This window comes from Clostridium sardiniense, assembly GCF_016907995.1.
GTDB classification, from domain to species: Bacteria; Bacillota; Clostridia; order Clostridiales; family Clostridiaceae; genus Clostridium; species Clostridium sardiniense.
Genome location: NZ_JAFBDA010000001.1, coordinates 231,200 through 253,436, shown reverse-complemented (window position 1 = coordinate 253,436; position 22,237 = coordinate 231,200). Strand labels below are relative to the sequence as shown.

Genomic DNA, 22,237 nt, shown 5'->3' with positions numbered 1-22,237 from the left:
GTTAAACTAAATTTTTGATATATACAAAAAAATAGGTAGCCTAAATTTAAACTTGAAAAATAAATATTTATTATTTTAAATATTGGAACTACTTGCCATAAAACTTCACCTTAGTACATTTATATTTATGTTGTAATAATTCTTTCACAAAGCACAACAAGGCAATATTATTGTCTAATACTGCCTTAAAATAAAATAATGAGGTAACTAATTTTTCAGCTACCTCACGCAATATTTAAACTTATAACTTATTCTAAACTTGTGGCAATACTATTACTATACACTTTGCTTTTTTAACTACTTTACAAGTAACAGAACTTATGAAAGGTATATATACCTTTCTAGTATCCTTAGTCATGATTATAATATCACTCTCAAAAGCAATAGAGTATTCAACTATAGTTTTATCTACATATCCAAATTGAAATTCCATCTTGCAATCAAAGTCATCTAGTATCTCATAAGCTCTTTGTAGTGTCCTATCTGAATTTTCCTTCTCCATTGAAATTAAATGTGATACAACAATTCCATGAGCATAAACTATATCCCCTACATTTAGTAATAAGACCTCTGTATCTTCTGGATTAAAATTTTCTTTTAGGAAGTTTATTGAAATTAAATCTCTATTACTTCCATCTAGTGGTATTAATACTTTTTTCTTCATAAAAACCACCTACCTTAAATACACAGTAATTCTAGATTTATTTAATATTATTTTTATAAATCTAAAAAAGAACTATCTTTATATATAGTATGATGTTTTTCTCTACTCTGCTTTAAATTGAATATTTTAAATTTAGCAGAATATATATAATACATAATGATAGATATGTATTTTATTAAGGAGTGGTACTTTTGAAATCAATAATTTTACTAGGTTCTATTCTATTTTTTAATTCATTTTTTGGTTTAGAACCTCAAACACTCAATCCGTCTTATAGCTATATTATAAATAACGCTTTTGAGAATAGTGAATATACAACTAATAAAAATAAATCTGATGATATTATAACAAAGAGTTCTACTGATTATAATAAAGGTAATATTAATGTTATAGAACTTCCTACTCCAAAGGATACTTCAATAGAATCTATTACTTTAGATGTTTAGATTCTTTAACAACTGAATAAAAATATATTAAAATGAAAGAGACTATAACTTAATCACTAATTATAGTCTCTTTCCTTTTAATTGATATTCTCTTTTATAGTCTTATTTAAAGTATTAATCTTTTCTAGTTGCTTTTTACTTGGTGAATTTACATCTATTTTCTTTATCTCAGCGTCAGCTTCTTTATATTTCTTTTGCTTTATCAATGTAGTTGCTTTGTTTATATATTCATCTACAACCTTTGTCTTACTTTCTTGGAATGCAATTTCACTCTTCAATTCATCTATATCACCCTTAATAGCAAGATTACTATAATCTGCTGTTATTTCATTAAGTTCCTTTTCAGCAGCCTTATATTCTTTATCTTTATAGTGAATTACTGCTCCATTATAATTTCCTAATATTTGCATAAGATTATTTGCTTCTTTATTATTGCTATCTTGGTCTATTACTATTTGCAGGGCATCCATTGCCTTTGCATAATCTTTATTATTTATATCTTCTTTTGCTTCATTTAGTGACTTTGTAACCACATCGTTACCACAACCAACAAATGCAAGTGATAAAATTATTGCTCCAATTATTATAAATATTCTTTTATTTAATATCTTCATTTTAACTTCCCCCTATATTTAATTTTTACTATCTTTTCTTCATTATATAATAATAAAATTAAGTAAATTGGGATTTAACAATAAGTTTTCAAAAAGGATAATAAATTTAACCTTTGCTAAAAGAAAGAAAGCTAGAAAGAGTTCTCTCTCGCTCTCTTATCTTTTAAAAATTAAATCAATTATAATCTATTGTTTTATTTTAAAAACTTCGCAAATTTTATTAAGCTCTATAAAGCAAGTCGTATGTTTGATTTAAACTTACTAGTATGATAAAATTATTTTATAAATTTAGACTTGTAAATCATAATTTAATTATATATTTAAGTTTTCTAGGGTTCCGTAGTTTTTAAACTAGCAGGTCCGAGAGAAAACGCACAATTAACTGTGTACACGGAAGGATAAAAGCCTGGGAGATATTTAATAATATTCCTATGGCTTTTTTTATTTTTTATTTTTAAGGAGGTACATTCTAATGAAAAAATTTATTGTTGAAGATGACTTTTGGAACATATTCCCTAATGCTAAAATTGGTGTTGTTGTTTGCGATGGAATAGACAATACCATTAAAAATGAAGATAAATATAAAGATATTATTTCTTCTTCAGAAAAGGAAGCTTTAAATCACTTAACTAATCCAGAATTTAGTAGTAATGAAGTTATAAAGGTATGGAGAGATGCCTTTCAAAAGTTTAAGAAAAAGAAAGGTGCAAGATCATCTATTGAAGCGTTACTAAAGAGAGTACATAATGGAAATCATCTAGGAACTATTAATCCTCTAGTTGATATTTATAACTCTATTTCATTAAAATATGGATTACCATGTGGTGGTGAGGATATTGATACATTTGTTGGAGATATAAAGTTAACTAAAGCAGTTGGAGATGAAAATTTTGTTACATTGGGAACAGATAGAAGTGAACCACCTTATGAAGGTGAAATAGTATATAAAGATAATGAAGGTGCAATTTGTAGATGTTTTAATTGGCGTGAATCAGTAAGAACCATGCTAACTGAAAATACAAAGAATGCTTTTTTATGTATAGAATTAATTGATGAAAAAAGATTAGATGAATTCCAAAATGCTTTAAAAGACTTAGCAGAAACAGTTCAGAGAGATTTAGGTGGAACATGTAATATTTCTATTATTGATATTAACAATAAAGAAGTATCAATACAGTAATTTAGGAGGCTACGGTGATGGGTAATTTTACTTATAAAGATATTTATATTGAAGATGAAAAAAGGATACTAGAAGTTAATATACTACCAGAAAAGCATTGCAACTTTGACTGCATATTTTGTCCTATTGGAAGAACTCAAAATAAGGTAGATACCCAAAAATCATTTGATAAAATAGATAGTTCATTAATTGAGCTAGAACGTATGATAGACGATAGAAAAGCAGATTTAGTATTTATTAACTCAAAAGGTGAAGCCCTAGTAAATGATAAAATTGACGATATAATTGATCTTATCAAAGGCAAGAATATACCTGTAAGGTTATTATCTAATGGATATTTACTAGATAGAGATGAATATATAAAAATTGCTAATAAATGTGATGAGGTTATTGGAGAGATAAAAGTAATAACAGAAGAAGATTTCCAAAAAGTCCAAAGACCTATTGAAGGATATACATTAGAAGAATATATTTCAAATATGATTTCATTTAATAAACAATATAAAGGGAGATTTATATTTGAAATAACTATAATTAAAGGCTATAACGATGATGACGAATCAATCGAAAAAATTAAAAATATCATCAAAAAAATATCTCCTAGTGAGGTAATTGTTGTAAGAATGGATGATGAAATGTTTAAGAAAAAGCTTGGTATATCTGATGAAAGATTTGAGGAAATTTCAAATGAATTACTAAGTATTCAGTAAATTGCTAAGTATTCAGTAATGCTTATACATAATTTTTATACTAAAAATTTTAAGGATGTCAAATAGACATCCTTTTTTTAAACCATAAGAAGCCAGAGAAAGTACATACCTCTCTCTAGCTTCTTTTTTAGAAATTCAATCAATTAAAATATATTTAAACTCTTTTAGATTACTTATTTGTTATAAGTAACATCTCCCTAAGCACCTTACATGCAACAGCAGTTGATACTCCTGTTTGGTCATATTGTGGTGATAATTCATTTATATCAAAACCTACAATATTCAATCCTTTAAGCTTTAAAATAGAATTTAATAAAGTATTAAACTCTATTCCTCCTGGTTCTGGTGTTCCTGTCCCAGGAAATACTGATGGGTCTAACACATCTAAATCTATAGTTACATAGACTGGATGCTCTTTAACTTTCTCAATTGCATACTCTAAGTTGTCACAGTTAAATTTGTTTGTAAATACATGATCTTTTCCCCAAAGGAATTCCTCTCTATCCCCTGAGCGTATTCCAAATTGGAATATCTTATTATCACCAACTAAGTCCCAAACTCTATGAAGAACTGTTGCATGAGATAACTTTTGATCTAAATAACTATCTCTTAAATCTGCATGAGCATCAAAATGTATTACATGGACATCAGGATATTTCTTAAATACTCCCCTAAATGCTCCAAGTGTTACTAAATGCTCTCCCCCAATCATAGCTGGAATCTTAGAATCTTCTACTACTTTAGTTGCAAAGTCCTCTATACATTTAAGTGAGCCTTCTGTATTACCAAAAGGTAATTCCAAATCTCCACCATCAAATATATTCATGTCATAAAGGTCAGCATCTTGGTATGGACTATAACTTTCAAGTCCCCAAGATTCAAGCCTCATAGTTTGACTTGCAAATCTTGTACCTGGTCTAAAGGATGTAGTTGAATCAAAAGGTGCTCCAAATACTACAACACTTGACTTATCATACTCTGATTCACAGCCTATAAATGTACTAACATTCTTATTCATTTGCATCCTCTAACATTTCCTTTACGTAGTTTGGAAGAGCAAATGAAGCCTTGTGAAGGTCTGTATTATAGTACTTAGTCTTTAATCCTAAGCTATTCCACTCTTCTATGCTTTCACTATTTATTGGATCATATTTCTTTGATGCAAATCCAAATAACCAGTGTCCTGAAGGATATGTTGGAATATGTGCTTGATATACTCTGCATACAGGGAATGATTCCTTTATTCTCTTATGAGCTCTCTTCATTGATTTTGCATAAGATTCATAATATGGACTTTCATGTTGATTTACTAAAATTCCATCCTCTTTAAGAGCTTTGAAGCAGTTTCCATAAAACTCTTTTGTGAATAATCCTTCTCCTGGTCCAAATGGATCAGTTGAATCAACAATTATTAAGTCATACTTATCTTCTACTGTTCTTACAAACTTTAATCCATCTTCAAAGTATAAAGTTACTCTCTCATCATCAAGCTTTGAAGCAGTTTGAGGTAAGTATTCCTTGCATACATCAACTACCATCTTATCAATCTCAACCATATCAATCTTTTCAATTGATTTATATCTTGTAAGCTCTCTTACAGTTCCACCATCTCCAGCTCCAATTACTAATACATTTTTTATATTAGGATTTGTTGCCATAGGAACGTGAACTATCATATCATGGTAAATAAATTCATCCTTCTCTGTTACCATCATAAGTCCATCTAATGTGAAGAAAGTTCCAAATTCTTGTGATTTAAAAACATCTATTCTTTGAAAATCACTTTGTCCTTTAAATAGTTGTTCCTCAACCTTAATTGAAAATCTAACCTTATCTGTATGTTCTTCTGTGTACCATAATTCCATTTTTCATACCTCCTTAAATTAAAACGTTTATATATTCGATATTCATATCCTGAGGTCCAGTTATTAAACTTCCCTTTGATTTTGAATACTCTATACACTCAATTGCTTCCTTTGTTATAAGCTCCCCTGGTGCTAATATTGGTATTCCAGGTGGATAACACATAACAAATTCGCCTGTTATATTGCCTTCACTCTCTTTAAGAGGAATGCTTGTCTTCTCTGCATAAAATGCTTCCTTTGGAGTAACCTTAACTATTGGATTTATATACTCATGATCAAATATAAAAATCCCTTCCTTCTTGTGAATTCTCTTAATCTCACTTAAAGCTGATACAAGTCTTTCTATGTTGTACTTTGTATCACCAACTGATATTATTGCTAGAATATTTGCTGTATCTCCAAGTTCTATCTGTATTCCATAATCATCTCTTAATATGTCGTAGACCTCTATTCCAGCTAGTCCTACCCCTAAAGTATTTATAGTTAATTTAGTTACATCAAAATCATAAATATTATCGCCATTTACAATTTCTTTTGAGAAAGCATAGTAGCCTCCAATTTTATTTACTTCATTTCTTGCATACTCTGCAAGCTCTACTATATCTTCAAAAATCTTTTCACCATTAGTTGCAAGATTCTTTCTTGCAATATCTAGAGATGATAATAAAAGATAAGATGCACTTGTTGTCTGAGTTAAATTTATAACTGTTCTTACATAATCAGGACTTATATTATTGCAATTCATAAGAAGAATTGAACTTTGAGTTAAAGAACCTCCTGTCTTATGTATACTAACAGCTGCCATATCTGCACCAGCTTCCATAGCTGATGGTGGAAGATTCTTATCAAAGTAAAAATGCGTTCCATGTGCTTCATCAACTAAAACATACATGCCATGTTCATGTGCTAACTTAACTATTTCTTTAAGTGGAGAACAAATTCCATAATAAGTTGGATTGTTAACAAAAATAGCTTTAGCATCCTTGTTCTCTAGTATTGTTTTTTCTATATCCTTTATAGACATTCCAAGTGAAATACCTGTTTTTTCATGTGTTCCAGGATTAATATAAACTGGCTTTATTCCAGCTATTATTAAAGTATTAATAGCTGATCTATGAACATTTCTTGGAATTATAATCTTATCTCCATCTTTACAAACAGTCATAATCATAGCTTGTACTGCTGAAGTTGTTCCATTTACCATAAAGAATGCTCTATCTGCACCAAAAGCTTCTGCAGCTAAACTTTCAGCATCTTTAATTACTGATGTTGGATGGCAAAGATTATCTAAGGGTTTCATTGAATTTACATCAACTGATAAACAATCTTCCCCTAAGAATTCTCTAAGTTCTTCATTTCCTCTACCTTGCTTGTGTCCTGGTACATCAAATGGAACTATTCTTTGGTTTCTATACCACTTTAGCGCCTCATATATTGGGGCATTTTCTTGAGATAATTTATTCAAAAAACTAAGCCTCCCTTCTTAATAAACATTCACTCCACAATAAATTTCTATCATCTCTTTAGTTAGTCTATCTCTTATGTCTCTTCTCTCCTCTGGTGATAATTCATATGGATCTGAATTGAATAAGTAATTATTTAATTTAATGTCTTTAAGCATCATCTTTGTATGGAATATGTTTGATTGATACATATTTACATCCATTGCATCATAACGCTTTAATATATTGTCATCTATAAAATCTTGTATTGTCTTCATCTTGTGATCTATATAACACTTGCGGCCATCTACATCTCTTGTAAATCCACGAACTCTATAGTCCATAGTGATTACATCTGAATCAAAACTATTTATTAAATAATCTAGTGCATTTAGTGGTGATATCATTCCACAAGTGGAAACGTCAATATCAACTCTAAAAGAAATAATATCATTGTTTGGATGAAACTCTGGATATGTATGCACAGTAAGATGACTCTTATCTAAATGACCCACAATACTATCTCTTAAATCCACATATGAAAGTTCCCCCTTGTTACAGGATGGATCAATATTAGCAACCGGTAGTGCTTCCTCTGTGATGAGGATATTAACACTAGCCCCTTGTGGTTCATAGTCTTGTCTTGAAATATTAAGTACATGGGCTCCAATTATTTCTGTTACATCACATAATATTTTTGTTAAACGCTCTGAATTATATTGCTCATCTATATATTTAATATAATCCTCTTTTTCTCTTTCTGTTTTTGCATAACAAACATCATAGATGTTAAAACTTAATGTTTTTGTTAGATTGTTAAATCCATAAAGTTTTATTTTTTCACTCACTGCATACACACCTCTTCTCATTACTTTTTGATATTTAGCTAAATTTCAGATTTTTCGGCTTTATTATATATTACAATTTTTCTTTTTTCTATCACTATAAACTTACATATATTCAACTTAATTACATTTATTCAAAATATTATCTTTTGTTAAACAAATACTAAATAAAAAATTTAGTATTACTAAACAACCAACTATTATAACCAATTTTTTATTAAGCATTGATATAACTTATATCTAATCCCTTATTTCCTATAAAAGTAAAAAATCTAAATTTAAAATTTATTTTCAAAATTTAATTGTTAAATCTATGTTAAATCTTTTATGAATTTGTATTCATAGTAAATTTTATTACTTTAGAGTGCTAAATTTATACTATTTTATAATATGAAAGGCAGATATACAGTGCAATATATCTGCCTTTTTAGTATTTATTCACATTGCTTTTTTACATGATTCAATGCATTTTCATCATTTTTTCTAGATATATTGATACATTTTTATACTCTAAAAACGTATTAAATTCATATCTATTTACATTTAATTTATATATTTTATTTATATGACTTTTATAACTTAATACACGCCATAAACTTTCTAATTATATTTTCTATAATTAGAAATCTATTAATGAGTCTCTTATTTTTTATCATTGTAATTAGATATTTAAACTAATCTTTTAGAACCCTAAGAGGTCTCATCATATCATAATCCTCATGTTCAAGTATATGACAATGCCATACAAAGTCACCTACATGATCCTTAAAGTGCATAATAATTCTTGTAATCTTTCCACCATCAACTCTTACCGTATCCTTAAATCCCTTTTCAAAATCTAAAGGTTCCTCTGGTGGGCCAGTAAACACAATTTCTCCTGTTCTTCTATACTCTTCAACATCAAAAGGTGTCCTATCTAGTATTTTAAATTGAACTAAATGCACATGAATAGGATGTGGAAATGGGAATGTGTTTATTATATTCCATATCTCTATACTATCTATTTCGGGTTTTTCAGTAGTAGGATCTGTCCAAGTTTTATCATCTAATAAGAACATTTGTCTATTAAATCTATCTAATCTTTGAGTTAGTGGTAGGAATCTAGTATTTTTAACTAAAGTTTGATTTATAGGCTCAGCATGATTTATTTCTTCTGGAATTTCACTTGTATCTGCATCAGTTAAAGGCATAACAACCTTAAATTTCATTATTACATTAGTATTATTGTCAGCACCAAATCCTGAATTTAATAATGTAATCTCTTCTCCTTTAAATTTTGAAAAGTCTATGATAACATCCACTCTTTCAGCTGGTTCTAAAGTTATGCTTGAAACCTCCATTGTGTGATCAATAAATCCACCATCAGTACCTATTTGATAAAAACTTTCACCATTTGATAAGCTTAAATCATATGGTCTTCCATTAGAACCATTTAAAATTCTAAATCTATATTTACGAGGCTCTACATTAAGATAAGGCCATAACTTTCCATTTACCGCTATAGTGTTTCCAAAGAATAACCCTACTATTGAAGGGATAGGCGCATTTGGATTATTTGCTACTCTATCAGGGTAGAATAATGAACCATCCTCATTAAAGCTTTTATCTTGTATAAGAAGTGGTATTTCATATCTTCCCCTAGGAAGATTAAGTCTTTTTTCTAAACTGTCTCTAATAATATAGAAACCAGCAAGACCAGCATAAACATTTAATCTTGTTATTCCCATAGAATGATCATGGTACCATAAAGTAGTACCTGGTTGATGATTAGTATATTCATAAACTTTTCTTGTGAATTTTTTTCCTACCTGTGAGTAATCTTTTGTAAACCAAGCTTCTGGATGACCATCACTATCAGAGTCTACATTTGCACCATGTACATGAACTACGCTTCTCACATCCGGAAGATCAATAGTACTATGAAGACTATGATCTATTGGAAGGAAATGTTTATCAGGAAGGTAATTAGTCCACTTTACAGAAATAGCTGAGTCCTTAGTTACCTCAATAGTTGGTCCAGGATATATTCCATTATATCCCCATATTTTAGTGAATGGAAAATCCCTATGGAATTTATGTCTTGCTTCTCTCATTACAATATTATAATAAGGATTTTTATTTGTGTTATCACAACTATTTATTGATCTTGCAATAGGGGGAATCACTAAAGGATCTCTAAATTTAGAAATGGTGTTTGGATCAGAAGGATTAACTTTTCTATTTTGTCTTCCGTCTCTATTACTTGGCTTTTCTTCTTTTTTAATTTCCTCTTCCTCTTCTTCATTTGGTTCTTCTTCCTTTTTAACTTCGTCTTCTTCTACCCTTGGCTCTTCTTCCTTTTTAGCTTCCTCTTCTTCTTCCCTTGGCTCTTCTTCCTTTTTAGCTTCCTCTTCTTTTTCCTTTGGATCTTCTTCCTTTTTAACTTCCTCTTCTTCCTTTAGCTCTCCTTCTTTTTTAGCCTGCCCCTTTTCTTCTTCCATTGGCTTTTCTTCCGTTTTAACCTGACCCTTTTCTTTTCCCTTTAGCTCTTCTGTTTTAATCTGCGCCTCTTCCTTATTAAGTTCTATTTCTTTCTTATTAATCTCCATTGTATTCACATCCTTTTATTACGCTATATATTGCCTTTGTTAAAAACTTACTACATTATATGAATGTGCTATGTGTTTGTGTTTTGTATAGTTTAGTATTTGAAATTATCAAAAGTAATTTAAAGAAATGGTTAAGACAAAAAAAGTGTAGTTATCTAATCTAGATAACTACACTTAATTACTTAATATATTTTCTTTAAAGTTTATATATTACTTTACATAACTCTTAAATTAAACTTTATATTTTAAATTATTATAGCCCAATTATAGTTAATACTATCAAATTGTTTTACTACTATTCTCTAAGATACTCTTCTGCAAGTAATGCATACATAGAATAATCACAAATTCCTTGATTAACAATATATATAACAATTACTAATTTAATTATTCCCTCATTCTTCTATCTCATATAGTTCTTCTTCTAAAGAATTTAAAAAATCATACAAAATTTTAGTTCGTCTTTCTGCAATACTTTTTGCAGTTTCAGTATGCATTACATCCTTTACTATTAAAAGTCTATTATAAAATAAGTCTAAAGCATAATTTAAACTATCTGGATCTCTTTCCCTGCAAAAAGGATCATCAAAATTATATAACTTACTATTCATTAACCCAGCAGAGGCAAAGGTTCTCATTATAGAAATAGCTCCTGTTGCCTCTAAACGATCTGCATCTTGTAATATCTTCCCTTCGAGAAGTTCTGGAATTATTCCTTTAGAAAATGAACATTCTCTTATTGATGTATGTACTTTTGATATTTTATCCTTAGGATAATCAGGTAATGAGTATAATATACTAGCTGCAAAATTTGCACTTTCGACTGATGAATATTTAGACTTCTCACTATCTTTTGGATAGCAAATAATATCATGAAATAATGCAGAAGGAATAATAATATCTAAATCTCCATTTTCTTTACTTGCTATAAATTCAGCATTTTTTAAAACCCTAAGAGTATGATAGATATCATGAGAAGGATCACCCTCTTGAAACTTTTCTTTTGTAATGTTAATTAATTTATCCTTCATAATATTATCCATTATTACCTCCTGATAACTTAACTTATAGTGAAAATTTACAACCACGAATTAATTACACTAAAATTTACATATATGTTTTAAATACCATATATTCTATTTTAAATAATACGATATTTTTTATCATCAATCTATATTAAAAGAATGTCTAACACTATTTTAAAAACCACCAACAATTATACCAAATCTAAAAATCATAAATAGCATAATTAGTATATTAATTAAATAGCCAATTAGCAAAGCAACCCATTTTTTACAGTTCATTTTTTCTTCTATATCTCTGTAGTTAAAAAAACCAATCACAATTACTATTCCAACAAATATTAACGTATAAAAAATCTCAAACTTAAAACTCTCTGATGTAACCACATTCCAAAAACCTAAATTTGTATAATGATGAATGCTGTGTATCATATCATAAATCATTTGCGCTATTGATACTACAATGCCTTGGGTAAACAAAACCATAATAGCAACTTTCCATATCTGCTTTTTCTCTATAAAAAATGAAAATACAACTTGAGCACTCATTGCAATTAAACAATATGCAATATATACTACATACATAAAATAACCTAAAAATAACATTGGAAAAATGGCTTCCATATCGAATCTCCTTATAAATGGTTTACGTAATTCTATACAACCATTCTTCATTCTAAATCATTAACTACTAAGCAAATTACTATTTATATAGTAATTTTGCTAGAATTTAATGTATAACTTCTTCCCATTGATAATTAATTATAACATACTTTCCAAATATTATATTTTTATCTAGCTCGTAATTTCTTAGTATTGCGAGCTAAAAAATACCGTATGTTCATTTTGAATAATACGGTATTTTAATTATATCTTTTCTTATATTTTAAATATTCTAATCAATAAACTGGAACTTAACATATTCATATTTCTATCAACTAATCTAATTTTTCAACATACTGTTTTGCTTCTATTAGAGACATTTGTGTTTGCTCACGAATTTTTTTTATGGCTTCAACTTCCTTTCCAGTTCGTTTTAGATGAATGACAAGCTCTTTTAATTCATCTGAAACCCAGTAAGAGGATAAGTTGTTATGTCCTGTTAGCTTGCATAATTGATTTATACGATCTTCTTGACTTTTTATTCTTTTCTTTAATATGGAGATTTCATTAAATGCCAGCATACCACCGATAATCAATAATACAGAAATAAAATAGTCCATGTGTTTTCCTCCTGATAAAAATAATAATTCCCAAAATTTTAATTTCTATAACTCAAAAATTAATACTTTTCCAAATAAATTATAACACATTTTGTAAATACCATATTATTCAGTTTTTTAAAAACACTTTTTCGTAATTTCCTCAATCTCTCGTGTATATGCTTGTACACTTATGTAATTTATTTATTTTTACATAGACTACATATAAACAATGTAGTCTATAATTAAGCTAATTTTAATATGCTTTCTTTATTATATGTTGCCAATTCCATGTCAATTGGTAACTTTTAATATGTTCAAATTTAATAACCTTAACTGATCCAAAAGCTCCAGTTTCAATTATAATTCTGTCATCTCCAACAATATTAATAGGCCCAACGAATGGATGTACTATAAGTTCTAATTCGATTAAATACCCACTTCCACTCTCTCTTTTAGCCCTTACTATATCTACGCTATATGGAAAAACTATTGGCAATTCAGTCAAGTAATCTTTATAATAATTATTTATTTCTCCTTGTATATATGGAATAAGTAATGAAATAGACACATCTCGATATATTGCTTCTTTTGAATTTTCAGGTAGTTCAGATATTTTTTTGTTATAATGATTTCCTATATCTAAAGCAAAGGATTTATCTGTACAAAAGAACCATGTGAAGAATAGTACGCAACTTAATACTATTATTATCTTTTTCAAAGTAATCACCTTCCATTCTCTTATATACACTCCTATATTCTTTATCTTCTTACTTATATAGTTTACTATGATTAGTTTTTACATACTAACTGTATATAAAATAAGTAATGTTATATATTTCATTAGAGCCCTATATTTAAATTTTCAGTATATATTTTCATTAGATCAAAAACTATATAAAAAATAAAACGAGTAATAGACAACGTTTTATTAACGCAATCCATTCCTCGTTTTTAACTATATTTATCACAATATAATTTAACAAATCCAATCTTTATAATAATACTTATATTACTTTTTAAAGTTTAGCTTAAATATTGTATCTTTCTTACTATTAAACATATTATCATAATACTCAAGCTCTAAAGTATCTCCACTATTTACTGCATAAGCCATTTGTGCAGTACACTTTCTACCCTTTGAAACTGCTTTTGGCATCTTTTCTATATTTGCTGGATAAGTATCTACTGCATTTCCATCAGCATCATATACCTTAAATGCCATAGAATCTATAAATAAATCTTTATCACTATTTAAATTCTCATAAGTGTAAGTTATAATTACAACCTCTTTTGCCTTCTTATCTGCAAATTGATTTCTTTCCTTTGTAGTCTTAACACTATCTATTTTAAGTGAGTAATCGTCTTTGTATTTGTAAGTATCACCTACTCCATATACTTTTTCTTCCTGTTTTTGTTCTTCAGTCTTTTTATCATCTCCTGAAGCTTTAGCTGAATCACTTGTATCCGTACATCCAACAAATCCTGCACCTATCATCATTACTAATAATCCTAATATTAATATCTTTGATTTCTTAAATAATCTCATTTATACGCTCCCCCTAAGAATGTATTATAGTTCTCTCTTATAATTTATATTTTATATAAAAATTTAAGGAGATTGGTCTGCTCGCAGCATACAAACTAATTACTTTTTTAAATTTATAACTAATACTCTAATTTGTTTGTTTATATGTATCTAGTTTAGCATCATATTCTATATAAGTATTTTCCTCACCTTTATTTTCCACTGTTATCTGTGCACTTAATAACTTAGCATCAAATACATTAAGAGATTTTGGACCAGGTGATTTTACTACATCACTTACATCTCCAGGCTTTAATTTCCCATAAGTAAATAAATATGATTTCTCTCCATTTACTTCATATACATATTCAATGCTTAAAATATTCTGATTGGAATTATTTTTAAATTTTGTTTCCATATAGATATCGCCTGACGAATCTGGTTTTCTAACTTTAAACCCTACTAATTCAATATCATTTATCGTTACTTTTGGTTTATTACTTTGACTTTGTTCTTTTTCAATTTCTTGAGATTTAGTTTGTTCTGTATTATTACTTGCTTTCTTATTTGATTTTGTTTCTCCACAGCCTTGTAATACTCCTATACAAATAATAGAAATAATAACTAAACTTAAAAGCTTTTTCTTCATTAGTATTCCTCCGTTAATATTTGAATCTAAAATTGCATGTATAAGTTTAACATTGCATAAATCCCATGTCTATATTTCAATTTTTTCTATATTTGTTATAATTCTAAAAACTATATTTTAATTAACCAAGAGATTTCTACTATTTTTATCTAACTATTATTTTCAATTTTAAATACATATACATCATAAATACACTATAAATATAACTATATCATTTCTTATTATTCAAAATACCACTTATAAAATCAGCCTTCGCTTCTGTATACTCATATCTATCATTTGGATACTTCTTCTCTAAATTTAATTTTAACTCTTCATATGCCCTTCTCTTACTAACATCATTATTTAAAGTATCCCTAAACTTAATATAATCACACCATTCCTTATCTCCAAATATAACAACATGAATATGATGTGTTCTAGTATCAGCATCAAAATCTCCAGAGCTAAAGAACCTTTGACTCTCATCATCATTCTTTTCTACATGAATAAATCCCTTATCTTCAAGAGTTTCAATAAGTTTGTCCACATCCTCAAAAGATTTTACTCCTACAGCAATATCAATAATAGGTTTGGCTTTAATCTCCTTTATAGACGTACTTCCTACATGCTGAACATCTACTGCCTTATCTGAAAATATATCTTTTAAATCTTTTATTGTAGCTTCCGCTAAGTTTCCCCATTCATTTGAATGTGGATATAACTTTACTGTATTTCTCTTTAAACCAATCATAATTCCCTCCATGCAAATTTATATTTTTATATTCCCTTATGTACAATATTTTAATATCTATATCTCATGATAACCCTCTGAAAATCATATTAATTATAATATATAGACCCAATTAAAATCATATTGGAAAATCCTCTCAAAATAATATTATATTTATCATATCACTTTCTATATTTAATAAAAATACAAAATTATTTTTTAATATAAGCACCAAACGATAACTAGAGTTTATTTACAGAGTACTTAGACCCTTTCTGTATATCTTTTTTCACGTATACCTCAATTCCTATAATAATTATTTTAGTATTGTTGAAATAGAAACAAAACTTTAATATAATATTGTTAATGCACCAACGGATGGGAGGACAGTCCATGAACAAAGAAGAACAGGTCATGATGAGTTTAAGGGATTTATTAAACAAGATATCTTGGCTTAATAAGTTTAAGATGGAAGACAGTCTTAAGGGTTATAAACCTTCTGAAGTACATTGTATTGAATATATTGGAAGAAATATAGACTCCAATGTGACAAAACTTGCAGAATCCTTTTTTATGACTAGAGGTGCCATAAGTAAATTAACTAAGAAACTCATAGAAAAAGGCCTTATCGAAAGCTACCAGAAACAGGATAACAAGAAAGAAATCTATTTTAGGCTTACTGAGCAAGGGAAAATAATTTATAAAATTCATGAAGAATTGCACCAAGAGTTTCGTGAGCGGGATAAAGCCGTATTTGAAAAGGTAACCGAGGAACAATTTGATAGTATGCTTAGCTTAGTGGAAAAGTATAGTAAGCATTTGGATGAAGAAATTAAAAAAACTAGAGATAGATATTAAGTCGAAATAAATTTGAATAATTAAAATGAAACCATAGGCAGCCAAAAACTCTATTGAGAATAGGCTGCATTTTTATTGCTATTATTTTGTTGACAAGGAAACAAAATTGCGATATTATTTTTGTTGACTAGGAAACAAAATATTAACTTTTGAAAGGAGAATTTAAGTGTTTAAATTTAAATCATACAATGAACAGAACATAGAAAAGACCGTAGATAAACATGCTTTAATATTTGGTCTTATCTCTGTGTTTCTTTGCGGGATAGGCTTCAGTATCATAACACCTGTCGTCCCATTTTTAGTACAACCTTATACAAGCAATCCAGGAGAACAAGCTATAGTTGTTACTCTTCTGACCTCTGTTTATGCAGTCTGCGTGTTTTTTGTAGCTCCCGGACTTGGAGCTTTGAGCGACAAATATGGCCGCCGTCCATTACTACTAGTATGCCTTTTAGGTTCCGCAATTGGGTACTTAGTTTTTGGCATAGGAGGATCTCTATGGGTACTATTTGTTGGGCGTATAATAGAAGGTATAACAGGCGGAAGCATAAGCACTATATTCGCATATTTTGCAGACATAATTCCTAGAAAGCAGAGAACCAAATACTTTGGATGGGTGAGTGCAGTTGTCGGTGTAGGTACCATCATCGGTCCAACTATAGGTGGATTACTTGCCAAGTTTGGTTATTCTGTGCCAATGTATTTTGGAGCAATAATAACTTTATTGAATGTTGTTTATGGAGTTTTTTATATGCCTGAGAGCCTTGAGAAGAAGAATAGACTGAAAGAAATCACCTTTGTAAGACTTAATCCATTCACACAGCTTGCAGACATACTTTCCATGAAAAGCTTAAAAAGATTACTTGTCTCAGCATTCTTACTTTGGATACCAAACGGATCCCTTCAGGCAGTTTTTTCACAATTTACAATAGATACTTTCAATTGGGCTCCTGCACTAATTGGACTTATGTTTTCAATTATGGGATTCCAAGACATCATTTCACAAGGTTTCATAATGCCAAAGCTTGTAATAAAGCTTAGTGATAAGCAGATAGCAATTCTTGGAATGTCTTCAGAGATTATAGGCTATAGTCTTATTGCAGCATCAGCTTTATTTTCATTCTACCCTCTTTTTATCGCTGGAATGTTTATATTTGGTTTTGGTGATTCAATCTTTGGGCCTTCATTTAATGGGATGCTCTCCAAGTCTGTCGACTCCAGTGAACAAGGAAGGATTCAAGGCGGTAGCCAATCTATTCAGGCTTTAGCAAGAATGATTGGACCTATCATTGGAGGTCAAATCTATGTATCACTTGGTCATGCCGCACCCGCTTTTATGGGTATAATCCTTATATCAGCGGCAATATCCGTTTTATATAAGGATACACACATGTAAATATGTAAACCACCTACTTTGTTTAGCCAAGTATCTACATTCATTTATGATTATAGAGGGGTAATAAGAAATTCAGCACACATCTCTCCACGTTGTGTGTGATATACTTTCATTATCCTTCTTTATAAAATCACCCTTACCAAATTATTGATGTAGTAATCTGAAAAACTTCTACACCTTAAAAGCTTTAGATGTTTTTTAATTCTATAATCCTAATATTTAACTTTATTTTTCCAATATATGTTATAATGTAGAAAAAAGAATTGAGGTTTTCTATGAATAAACGTAGAATCAAAAACTTACTAATTATAGTTTTATTTATAATAGGATTATTATCATTTATATTTTACTATTCTTCAAAGTTCCCATATGATCCCCCTACTCTTAAAGTAACTTCTTCAAGTGATGACACAACATTTTACGCACCTACCAATGGAGGTAATTGGTTTGATTCTTACGGAGGTAATAGCTTTGACTTAGGAACATATGATATAGATAAATTGTCGGAGATTAATTATGCTACTGTTCCTTGCAGTACCGATATTAAGTTAGACCTATCATTTACTAAAGATCTTAAATCCTTTAAAGTTTATTCCATAAATAAGAATTTAAGATCAAATAAAGATCATACTGAAATTGAAATCTCTAATTATACAATTACTACCCCAAAAGATCCTGGAACTTATGGATATGTAGTTGAAACTGAGTGGGATGATACACATAATATTAGATTTATTTTTAAGATTAAAACTATTTAAATTAGTGTGTTAATCTTAAGCTTTAAATTATATAATAAGAAATTCTTCTAACCTTACACAAAAAATTTTTTAACCTATTAAAAGGAGGCTATAAATGACTAATTTTTCTATACTTAAAATAGTTAATATCTCATATCTACTATTAATATTTACGCTGTATATATTCAACATAATAAGCTATTCATTATTTTGGACTCTAAGTATACCTGGTCTTTCCTTAAGTATTTTTATATTAAGGAAAAATAAAACTCTTAAATACAGCAAAATACCTAGGCTTATGAATATAGTAACAAAATAAAGGATACTTAAGAGTATCCTTTATTTTTTCTACTTTTCTTTATCATCCGACGAACTATTAAATAATGTATCATATTTTAATAGTTTAATTAAATTTTCTCTTTCACTTTTCCAATTCCTAGAGACATGGCTATAGTTAATGATATTCCTGTAGGAATTACAATAATCATATATAGTATCCTTAAATATTTCTCCCATAAAATAGTATCGTATAATCGTACATATCCTATTGATGGATACCACTTTTCAACTTTAAATTTAACATTATTATTTTCATCTCTTTTAAATGTTCCATAAAAATTAAAGTCTATATATTTAGGATTTCCTTCTGTAAATGTAGTTAATTTTGGAGTATTTCCATATATACTTTCCCCTTCTAAATTATGATTTTCTGCAACAAATCCAGCCATTTGTGAGTGATAAACCTTTATCATTGTATAATCCGAATTATCTAAAGTTCTTGCTATTTTATATGGAAGAAATGGTAATAATAAAACCAAAATTCCAATAAGAATTGCTATATATTTTCTTGCTTTTTTTTTTCATAAATCCCCCTAACACCCTAATACATTTTATCCAATATATGTTATCATAAGTATATCATATTAATCTAATTTAATTAATAATTGCCATGTAAAACTATAAATTCTGGAGGTATTATAAATGAAAAAAATGTTTTTTGGTGCAACCCTTCTATTAGTTGGAACACTCATTATATTAACAATGTTTTCCCTCTCTCTTATTATTCAATATGAACACACCGGTGTATTACGTCTACTTAGATTTGCATCCGAAACTGACTCTGTACTTTACTTTTTATTTGCAGTAATAGCTAGTATATACGGACTCATAATTTGCTTTATGGAATCACGTAAAAATTAAAACTAAAGTTATAAAAAAATATCATAAAGTAAAGTGAGGGACAGCAATGAAAATTGAGTATGCAAGTGAACTAGACTTTCAATATATACTTGATAATGATAAACATATATCGAAAGAACTAATAAACACTAAAATCAAAACAAAAGAAATTATTATAGTAAGAAACCAAGATAATAAAAATATTGGTTGGCTAAGATATGGTTACTTCTGGGATAACACCCCATTTATGAATATGCTCTATATTGATGAAAACTATAGAAACAAAGGCATTGGAAAAGATTTAATTAGATTTTGGGAAAATGAGATGAAAAACAAAGATTATAAATTAGTTATGACATCAACTTTATCCAATGAGAATTCACAACATTTTTATAGAAAATTAGGATATAAAGATGCTGGTAGCCTCCTATTAGAAGATGAACCTTTAGAAATAATTTTTACTAAAAAGATATAACTACAAACTGTTAATGAAGGAATTTCGCTCTTAAATGAAACAAGCTCTGCTTTTTACTTCATACTTGCAGTACTAGCTAGTATCTATGAACTTATAATCTGCTTTATTGAATCACGTAAAAATTTAAAATACACTCATCTAAAACTAAGATTACTTTAAAATCAATATGTATATTTTAAATAATTAATATTATATTACCATATATTCCAAAGTATTTTTTTGAATATATGGTAATTTTTGTTGACTTCCATTTATTACTAGTGTACTATATCAGTAGTACACTAGTACAAAGCAAATGGAGGTGAATTTTAATTGTGAATTTAGATAATTTTGAATTTAATAGTAATGAGCCCATATACCTTCAAATAATAGAACTTGTTCGTAGGGCTATTGCTACTGGCAATTTAATGCCAGGTGATAAACTCCCCTCAGTAAGAGGTATGTCAACTTCCTTAGGGGTTAATCCAAACACACTCCAGAGAGCTTATGGTGAATTAGAAAGATTGGGTATTACATATACCAAAAGAGGTATGGGATCATTTATAAGTGATAGAAAAGAAAATTCAGATGAACTTCAATATAAAATGGGCATAGAACTAGCAGATAAATTTCTTAAAAATATGAAATCAATAGGAATATCAAAAGCAAATGCCTTAAAGATACTTGAAGAAATAGCCGAGTAAATTTAGGAGGGGAATAAATGATTAAATTAATTAATCTAAATAAAAGCTATGAAAATAAAATCATTCTAAACAATATAACATTAGATATTAACAAAGGTGAAATAATAGGTCTTTTAGCTCCAAATGCACAGGGAAAAAGTACATTACTTAAAATTTTAGGTGGTCAAATTACATTTAATAGTGGAGAATATTATTTTGAAGGAGATAAATTCAATTATAAGCATAAAGGACTTATTGGTTACATGAGCGATAATTCAATTATGCCTAATGATTGGCTTATTAAGGATTGTATATCTTATTATGAAGAAAACTTTAAACTATTTAATAAAGAAAAATGTAAAACTATATTACAAAACTTTAATTTAGACTTAAAGAATAAAATAAAGACATTATCAAAAGGTGAAAATGAAAAAATGCATTTAGCATTAGCCCTATCAATTGAAGGTGTCTTATATATTTTGGATGAACCTTTAGCTGCTGTTGATTTACTTACTAGAGAAGAAATAATTAAAATGATTTTAGAAAATTTCAGTCCAAAAAGTACAATGATAATTTCTAGTCATCTGCTAGTAGATATTGAAAAAATGCTAGATAGAATCATTCTTTTAAAGGATGGAAATATAGTCCATAACGAACTAGTTGAGGATTTAAGAATGAATGGTAATTCAGTAATAGATCTATATAAGGAGGTATATAGTCATGCAAATAGTTAAAAAGGATTGGTTATATGATGCAAATTCTATTACATTGGTACTTATATCAGGTGTACTTAGTTTTGGTGTTCTATCACTTTTATTTTTAGGATTTGTTCCAGAATATCATGAATTTATAAAACAGATTTACGGTAAGTCCTATACTGCTATAACAGCGATATTATGTATGTATCCAATCTTCGTTTTAAAAGGAATATGCCCACAGATGGGAAGTGATAAGGTTTATTTAAGTACAACAAATCTTCCTTATAGCAAAAAACAATTGCTTTTTAAAGGATTAAGACAATGGATTATAGTATTTATACTCTATAGCTTAATTGGTGCTTTAATAAATACTTTATTAATAAATTCTTCTGAATCATTTATCTCACAATATATTATATCACTTACTAAGCCTGTTTCTTTTTTAATTACATTATCCCTTATTCAACTTAATATTTTTTCAGGAGTTATTTTAGCTTTAGCTAGAAGAATTAAGTGGTACATTATCCTTCCTATTGGACTACTTTCATATGGAATATTAACTATATTATGTAAGTTTATTATTTCCTTCTTAAACAATTCAATAACACAAGGATACCTAATAGTTGGTATATATACATTATTTACTTTAATTGTATTTGCTATAGCATGGAAAGATATCGAGAATGTTCACAACTAACTCTTATTAATTTCTTCATTTAAAATTAAAAGCTATTATCAATACTATACATACTGATAATAGCTTTT

The 22,237-nt window shown here is 28.4% G+C and carries 25 protein-coding genes and 1 riboswitch; of the genes, 10 read left to right on the top strand and 15 right to left on the bottom strand.

Annotated elements, in window-relative coordinates; translation table 11 throughout:
• Nucleotides 1-253: 253 nt before the first annotated feature.
• Complete coding sequence (locus JOC62_RS01040; protein ID WP_204593299.1) at nt 254-664, bottom strand: universal stress protein; 411 nt, start codon at nt 662-664, stop codon at nt 254-256.
• Nucleotides 665-855: 191 nt separating this feature from the next.
• On the opposite strand from JOC62_RS01040, the gene JOC62_RS01035 reads away from it, so the two are divergent.
• On the top strand, nt 856-1,110 hold the full coding sequence (locus tag JOC62_RS01035) for a hypothetical protein (RefSeq protein ID WP_204593298.1): 255 nt from the start codon (nt 856-858) through the stop codon (nt 1,108-1,110).
• A 77-nt stretch (nt 1,111-1,187) separates the two neighbouring features.
• On the opposite strand, the gene JOC62_RS01030 is transcribed toward JOC62_RS01035, so the two are convergent.
• Entirely contained in the window at nt 1,188-1,724 is a 537-nt protein-coding gene (locus JOC62_RS01030; RefSeq protein ID WP_204593297.1) for a tetratricopeptide repeat protein, read from the bottom strand.
• A gap of 318 nt (nt 1,725-2,042) precedes the next feature.
• Nucleotides 2,043-2,139: riboswitch (guanidine-I (ykkC/yxkD leader) on the top strand.
• Between the two features lie 57 nt (nt 2,140-2,196).
• On the opposite strand from JOC62_RS01030, the gene JOC62_RS01025 reads away from it, so the two are divergent.
• On the top strand, nt 2,197-2,904 hold the full coding sequence (locus tag JOC62_RS01025; protein WP_204593296.1) for a B3/B4 domain-containing protein: 708 nt from the start codon (nt 2,197-2,199) through the stop codon (nt 2,902-2,904).
• Between the two features lie 17 nt (nt 2,905-2,921).
• Nucleotides 2,922-3,614 carry a radical SAM protein gene (locus JOC62_RS01020; RefSeq protein WP_204593295.1) on the top strand — a complete coding sequence of 231 codons (693 nt, stop codon included), beginning with the start codon at nt 2,922-2,924 and terminating at the stop codon, nt 3,612-3,614.
• A 169-nt stretch (nt 3,615-3,783) separates the two neighbouring features.
• Here the strand turns inward: JOC62_RS01020 and speB are convergent, their stop codons facing one another.
• The 12 genes from speB to JOC62_RS00960 all read right to left on the bottom strand — a co-directional run bounded on the left by speB (nt 3,784) and on the right by JOC62_RS00960 (nt 15,488).
• Entirely contained in the window at nt 3,784-4,638 is an 855-nt protein-coding gene (gene speB / locus JOC62_RS01015; protein WP_204593294.1) for an agmatinase, read from the bottom strand.
• Complete coding sequence (speE, locus tag JOC62_RS01010) at nt 4,625-5,479, bottom strand: polyamine aminopropyltransferase (protein WP_204593293.1); 855 nt, start codon at nt 5,477-5,479, stop codon at nt 4,625-4,627. The genes speB and speE overlap by 14 nt, the downstream gene beginning before the upstream one ends.
• Nucleotides 5,480-5,492: 13 nt before the next feature.
• Nucleotides 5,493-6,944 (bottom strand): aminotransferase class I/II-fold pyridoxal phosphate-dependent enzyme, encoded by a 1,452-nt coding sequence (locus tag JOC62_RS01005; RefSeq protein WP_204593292.1) that lies wholly within the window; start codon nt 6,942-6,944, stop codon nt 5,493-5,495.
• Between the two features lie 18 nt (nt 6,945-6,962).
• On the bottom strand, nt 6,963-7,790 hold the full coding sequence (gene speD, locus JOC62_RS01000) for an adenosylmethionine decarboxylase (RefSeq protein WP_204593291.1): 828 nt from the start codon (nt 7,788-7,790) through the stop codon (nt 6,963-6,965).
• A 650-nt stretch (nt 7,791-8,440) separates the two neighbouring features.
• Entirely contained in the window at nt 8,441-10,354 is a 1,914-nt protein-coding gene (locus tag JOC62_RS00995) for a multicopper oxidase family protein (RefSeq protein ID WP_243424976.1), read from the bottom strand.
• A gap of 395 nt (nt 10,355-10,749) precedes the next feature.
• Nucleotides 10,750-11,397, bottom strand: a complete 648-nt coding sequence (locus JOC62_RS00990; RefSeq protein ID WP_204593290.1) for an HD domain-containing protein — start codon at nt 11,395-11,397, stop codon at nt 10,750-10,752.
• Between the two features lie 156 nt (nt 11,398-11,553).
• The gene (locus JOC62_RS00985; RefSeq protein ID WP_204593289.1) at nt 11,554-12,000 is read right to left on the bottom strand and encodes a hypothetical protein; all 447 of its coding nucleotides are present in this window, start codon (nt 11,998-12,000) and stop codon (nt 11,554-11,556) included.
• A gap of 314 nt (nt 12,001-12,314) precedes the next feature.
• A complete protein-coding gene (locus JOC62_RS00980) occupies nt 12,315-12,599 on the bottom strand; it encodes a 50S ribosomal protein L7/L12 (protein WP_204593288.1) in 285 nt (94 codons plus the stop codon).
• Between the two features lie 235 nt (nt 12,600-12,834).
• Nucleotides 12,835-13,308, bottom strand: a complete 474-nt coding sequence (locus JOC62_RS00975; RefSeq protein ID WP_341534777.1) for a DUF3888 domain-containing protein — start codon at nt 13,306-13,308, stop codon at nt 12,835-12,837.
• Between the two features lie 282 nt (nt 13,309-13,590).
• Nucleotides 13,591-14,127 (bottom strand): DUF4352 domain-containing protein, encoded by a 537-nt coding sequence (locus tag JOC62_RS00970; protein WP_204593286.1) that lies wholly within the window; start codon nt 14,125-14,127, stop codon nt 13,591-13,593.
• 127 nt (nt 14,128-14,254) lie between these two features.
• On the bottom strand, nt 14,255-14,755 hold the full coding sequence (locus JOC62_RS00965; protein ID WP_204593285.1) for a hypothetical protein: 501 nt from the start codon (nt 14,753-14,755) through the stop codon (nt 14,255-14,257).
• A 211-nt stretch (nt 14,756-14,966) separates the two neighbouring features.
• Nucleotides 14,967-15,488, bottom strand: a complete 522-nt coding sequence (locus JOC62_RS00960; RefSeq protein ID WP_204593284.1) for a GrpB family protein — start codon at nt 15,486-15,488, stop codon at nt 14,967-14,969.
• Between the two features lie 372 nt (nt 15,489-15,860).
• On the opposite strand from JOC62_RS00960, the gene JOC62_RS00955 reads away from it, so the two are divergent.
• From JOC62_RS00955 to JOC62_RS00945, 3 genes are all read left to right on the top strand, one after another.
• A complete protein-coding gene (locus JOC62_RS00955; protein ID WP_204593283.1) occupies nt 15,861-16,325 on the top strand; it encodes a MarR family transcriptional regulator in 465 nt (154 codons plus the stop codon).
• A gap of 166 nt (nt 16,326-16,491) precedes the next feature.
• Nucleotides 16,492-17,721 carry an MFS transporter gene (locus JOC62_RS00950; protein ID WP_204593282.1) on the top strand — a complete coding sequence of 410 codons (1,230 nt, stop codon included), beginning with the start codon at nt 16,492-16,494 and terminating at the stop codon, nt 17,719-17,721.
• A 275-nt stretch (nt 17,722-17,996) separates the two neighbouring features.
• Nucleotides 17,997-18,479 (top strand): hypothetical protein, encoded by a 483-nt coding sequence (locus JOC62_RS00945; protein ID WP_204593281.1) that lies wholly within the window; start codon nt 17,997-17,999, stop codon nt 18,477-18,479.
• Between the two features lie 386 nt (nt 18,480-18,865).
• Here the strand turns inward: JOC62_RS00945 and JOC62_RS00940 are convergent, their stop codons facing one another.
• Nucleotides 18,866-19,276: a hypothetical protein gene (locus JOC62_RS00940; protein WP_204593280.1), complete on the bottom strand. Its 411-nt coding sequence runs from the start codon at nt 19,274-19,276 to the stop codon at nt 18,866-18,868.
• A gap of 428 nt (nt 19,277-19,704) precedes the next feature.
• On the opposite strand from JOC62_RS00940, the gene JOC62_RS00935 reads away from it, so the two are divergent.
• From JOC62_RS00935 to JOC62_RS00920, 4 genes are all read left to right on the top strand, one after another.
• A complete protein-coding gene (locus tag JOC62_RS00935) occupies nt 19,705-20,112 on the top strand; it encodes a GNAT family N-acetyltransferase (protein ID WP_204593279.1) in 408 nt (135 codons plus the stop codon).
• A 314-nt stretch (nt 20,113-20,426) separates the two neighbouring features.
• Nucleotides 20,427-20,795, top strand: coding sequence for a GntR family transcriptional regulator (locus tag JOC62_RS00930; RefSeq protein ID WP_204593278.1), 369 nt, complete (start codon nt 20,427-20,429; stop codon nt 20,793-20,795).
• Nucleotides 20,796-20,812: 17 nt separating this feature from the next.
• Nucleotides 20,813-21,508 (top strand): ATP-binding cassette domain-containing protein, encoded by a 696-nt coding sequence (locus JOC62_RS00925; RefSeq protein ID WP_204593277.1) that lies wholly within the window; start codon nt 20,813-20,815, stop codon nt 21,506-21,508.
• Nucleotides 21,495-22,169 (top strand): hypothetical protein, encoded by a 675-nt coding sequence (locus JOC62_RS00920; RefSeq protein ID WP_204593276.1) that lies wholly within the window; start codon nt 21,495-21,497, stop codon nt 22,167-22,169. Before JOC62_RS00925 ends, JOC62_RS00920 begins: the two co-directional genes overlap by 14 nt.
• The last annotated feature ends 68 nt before the right edge of the window (nt 22,170-22,237 follow it).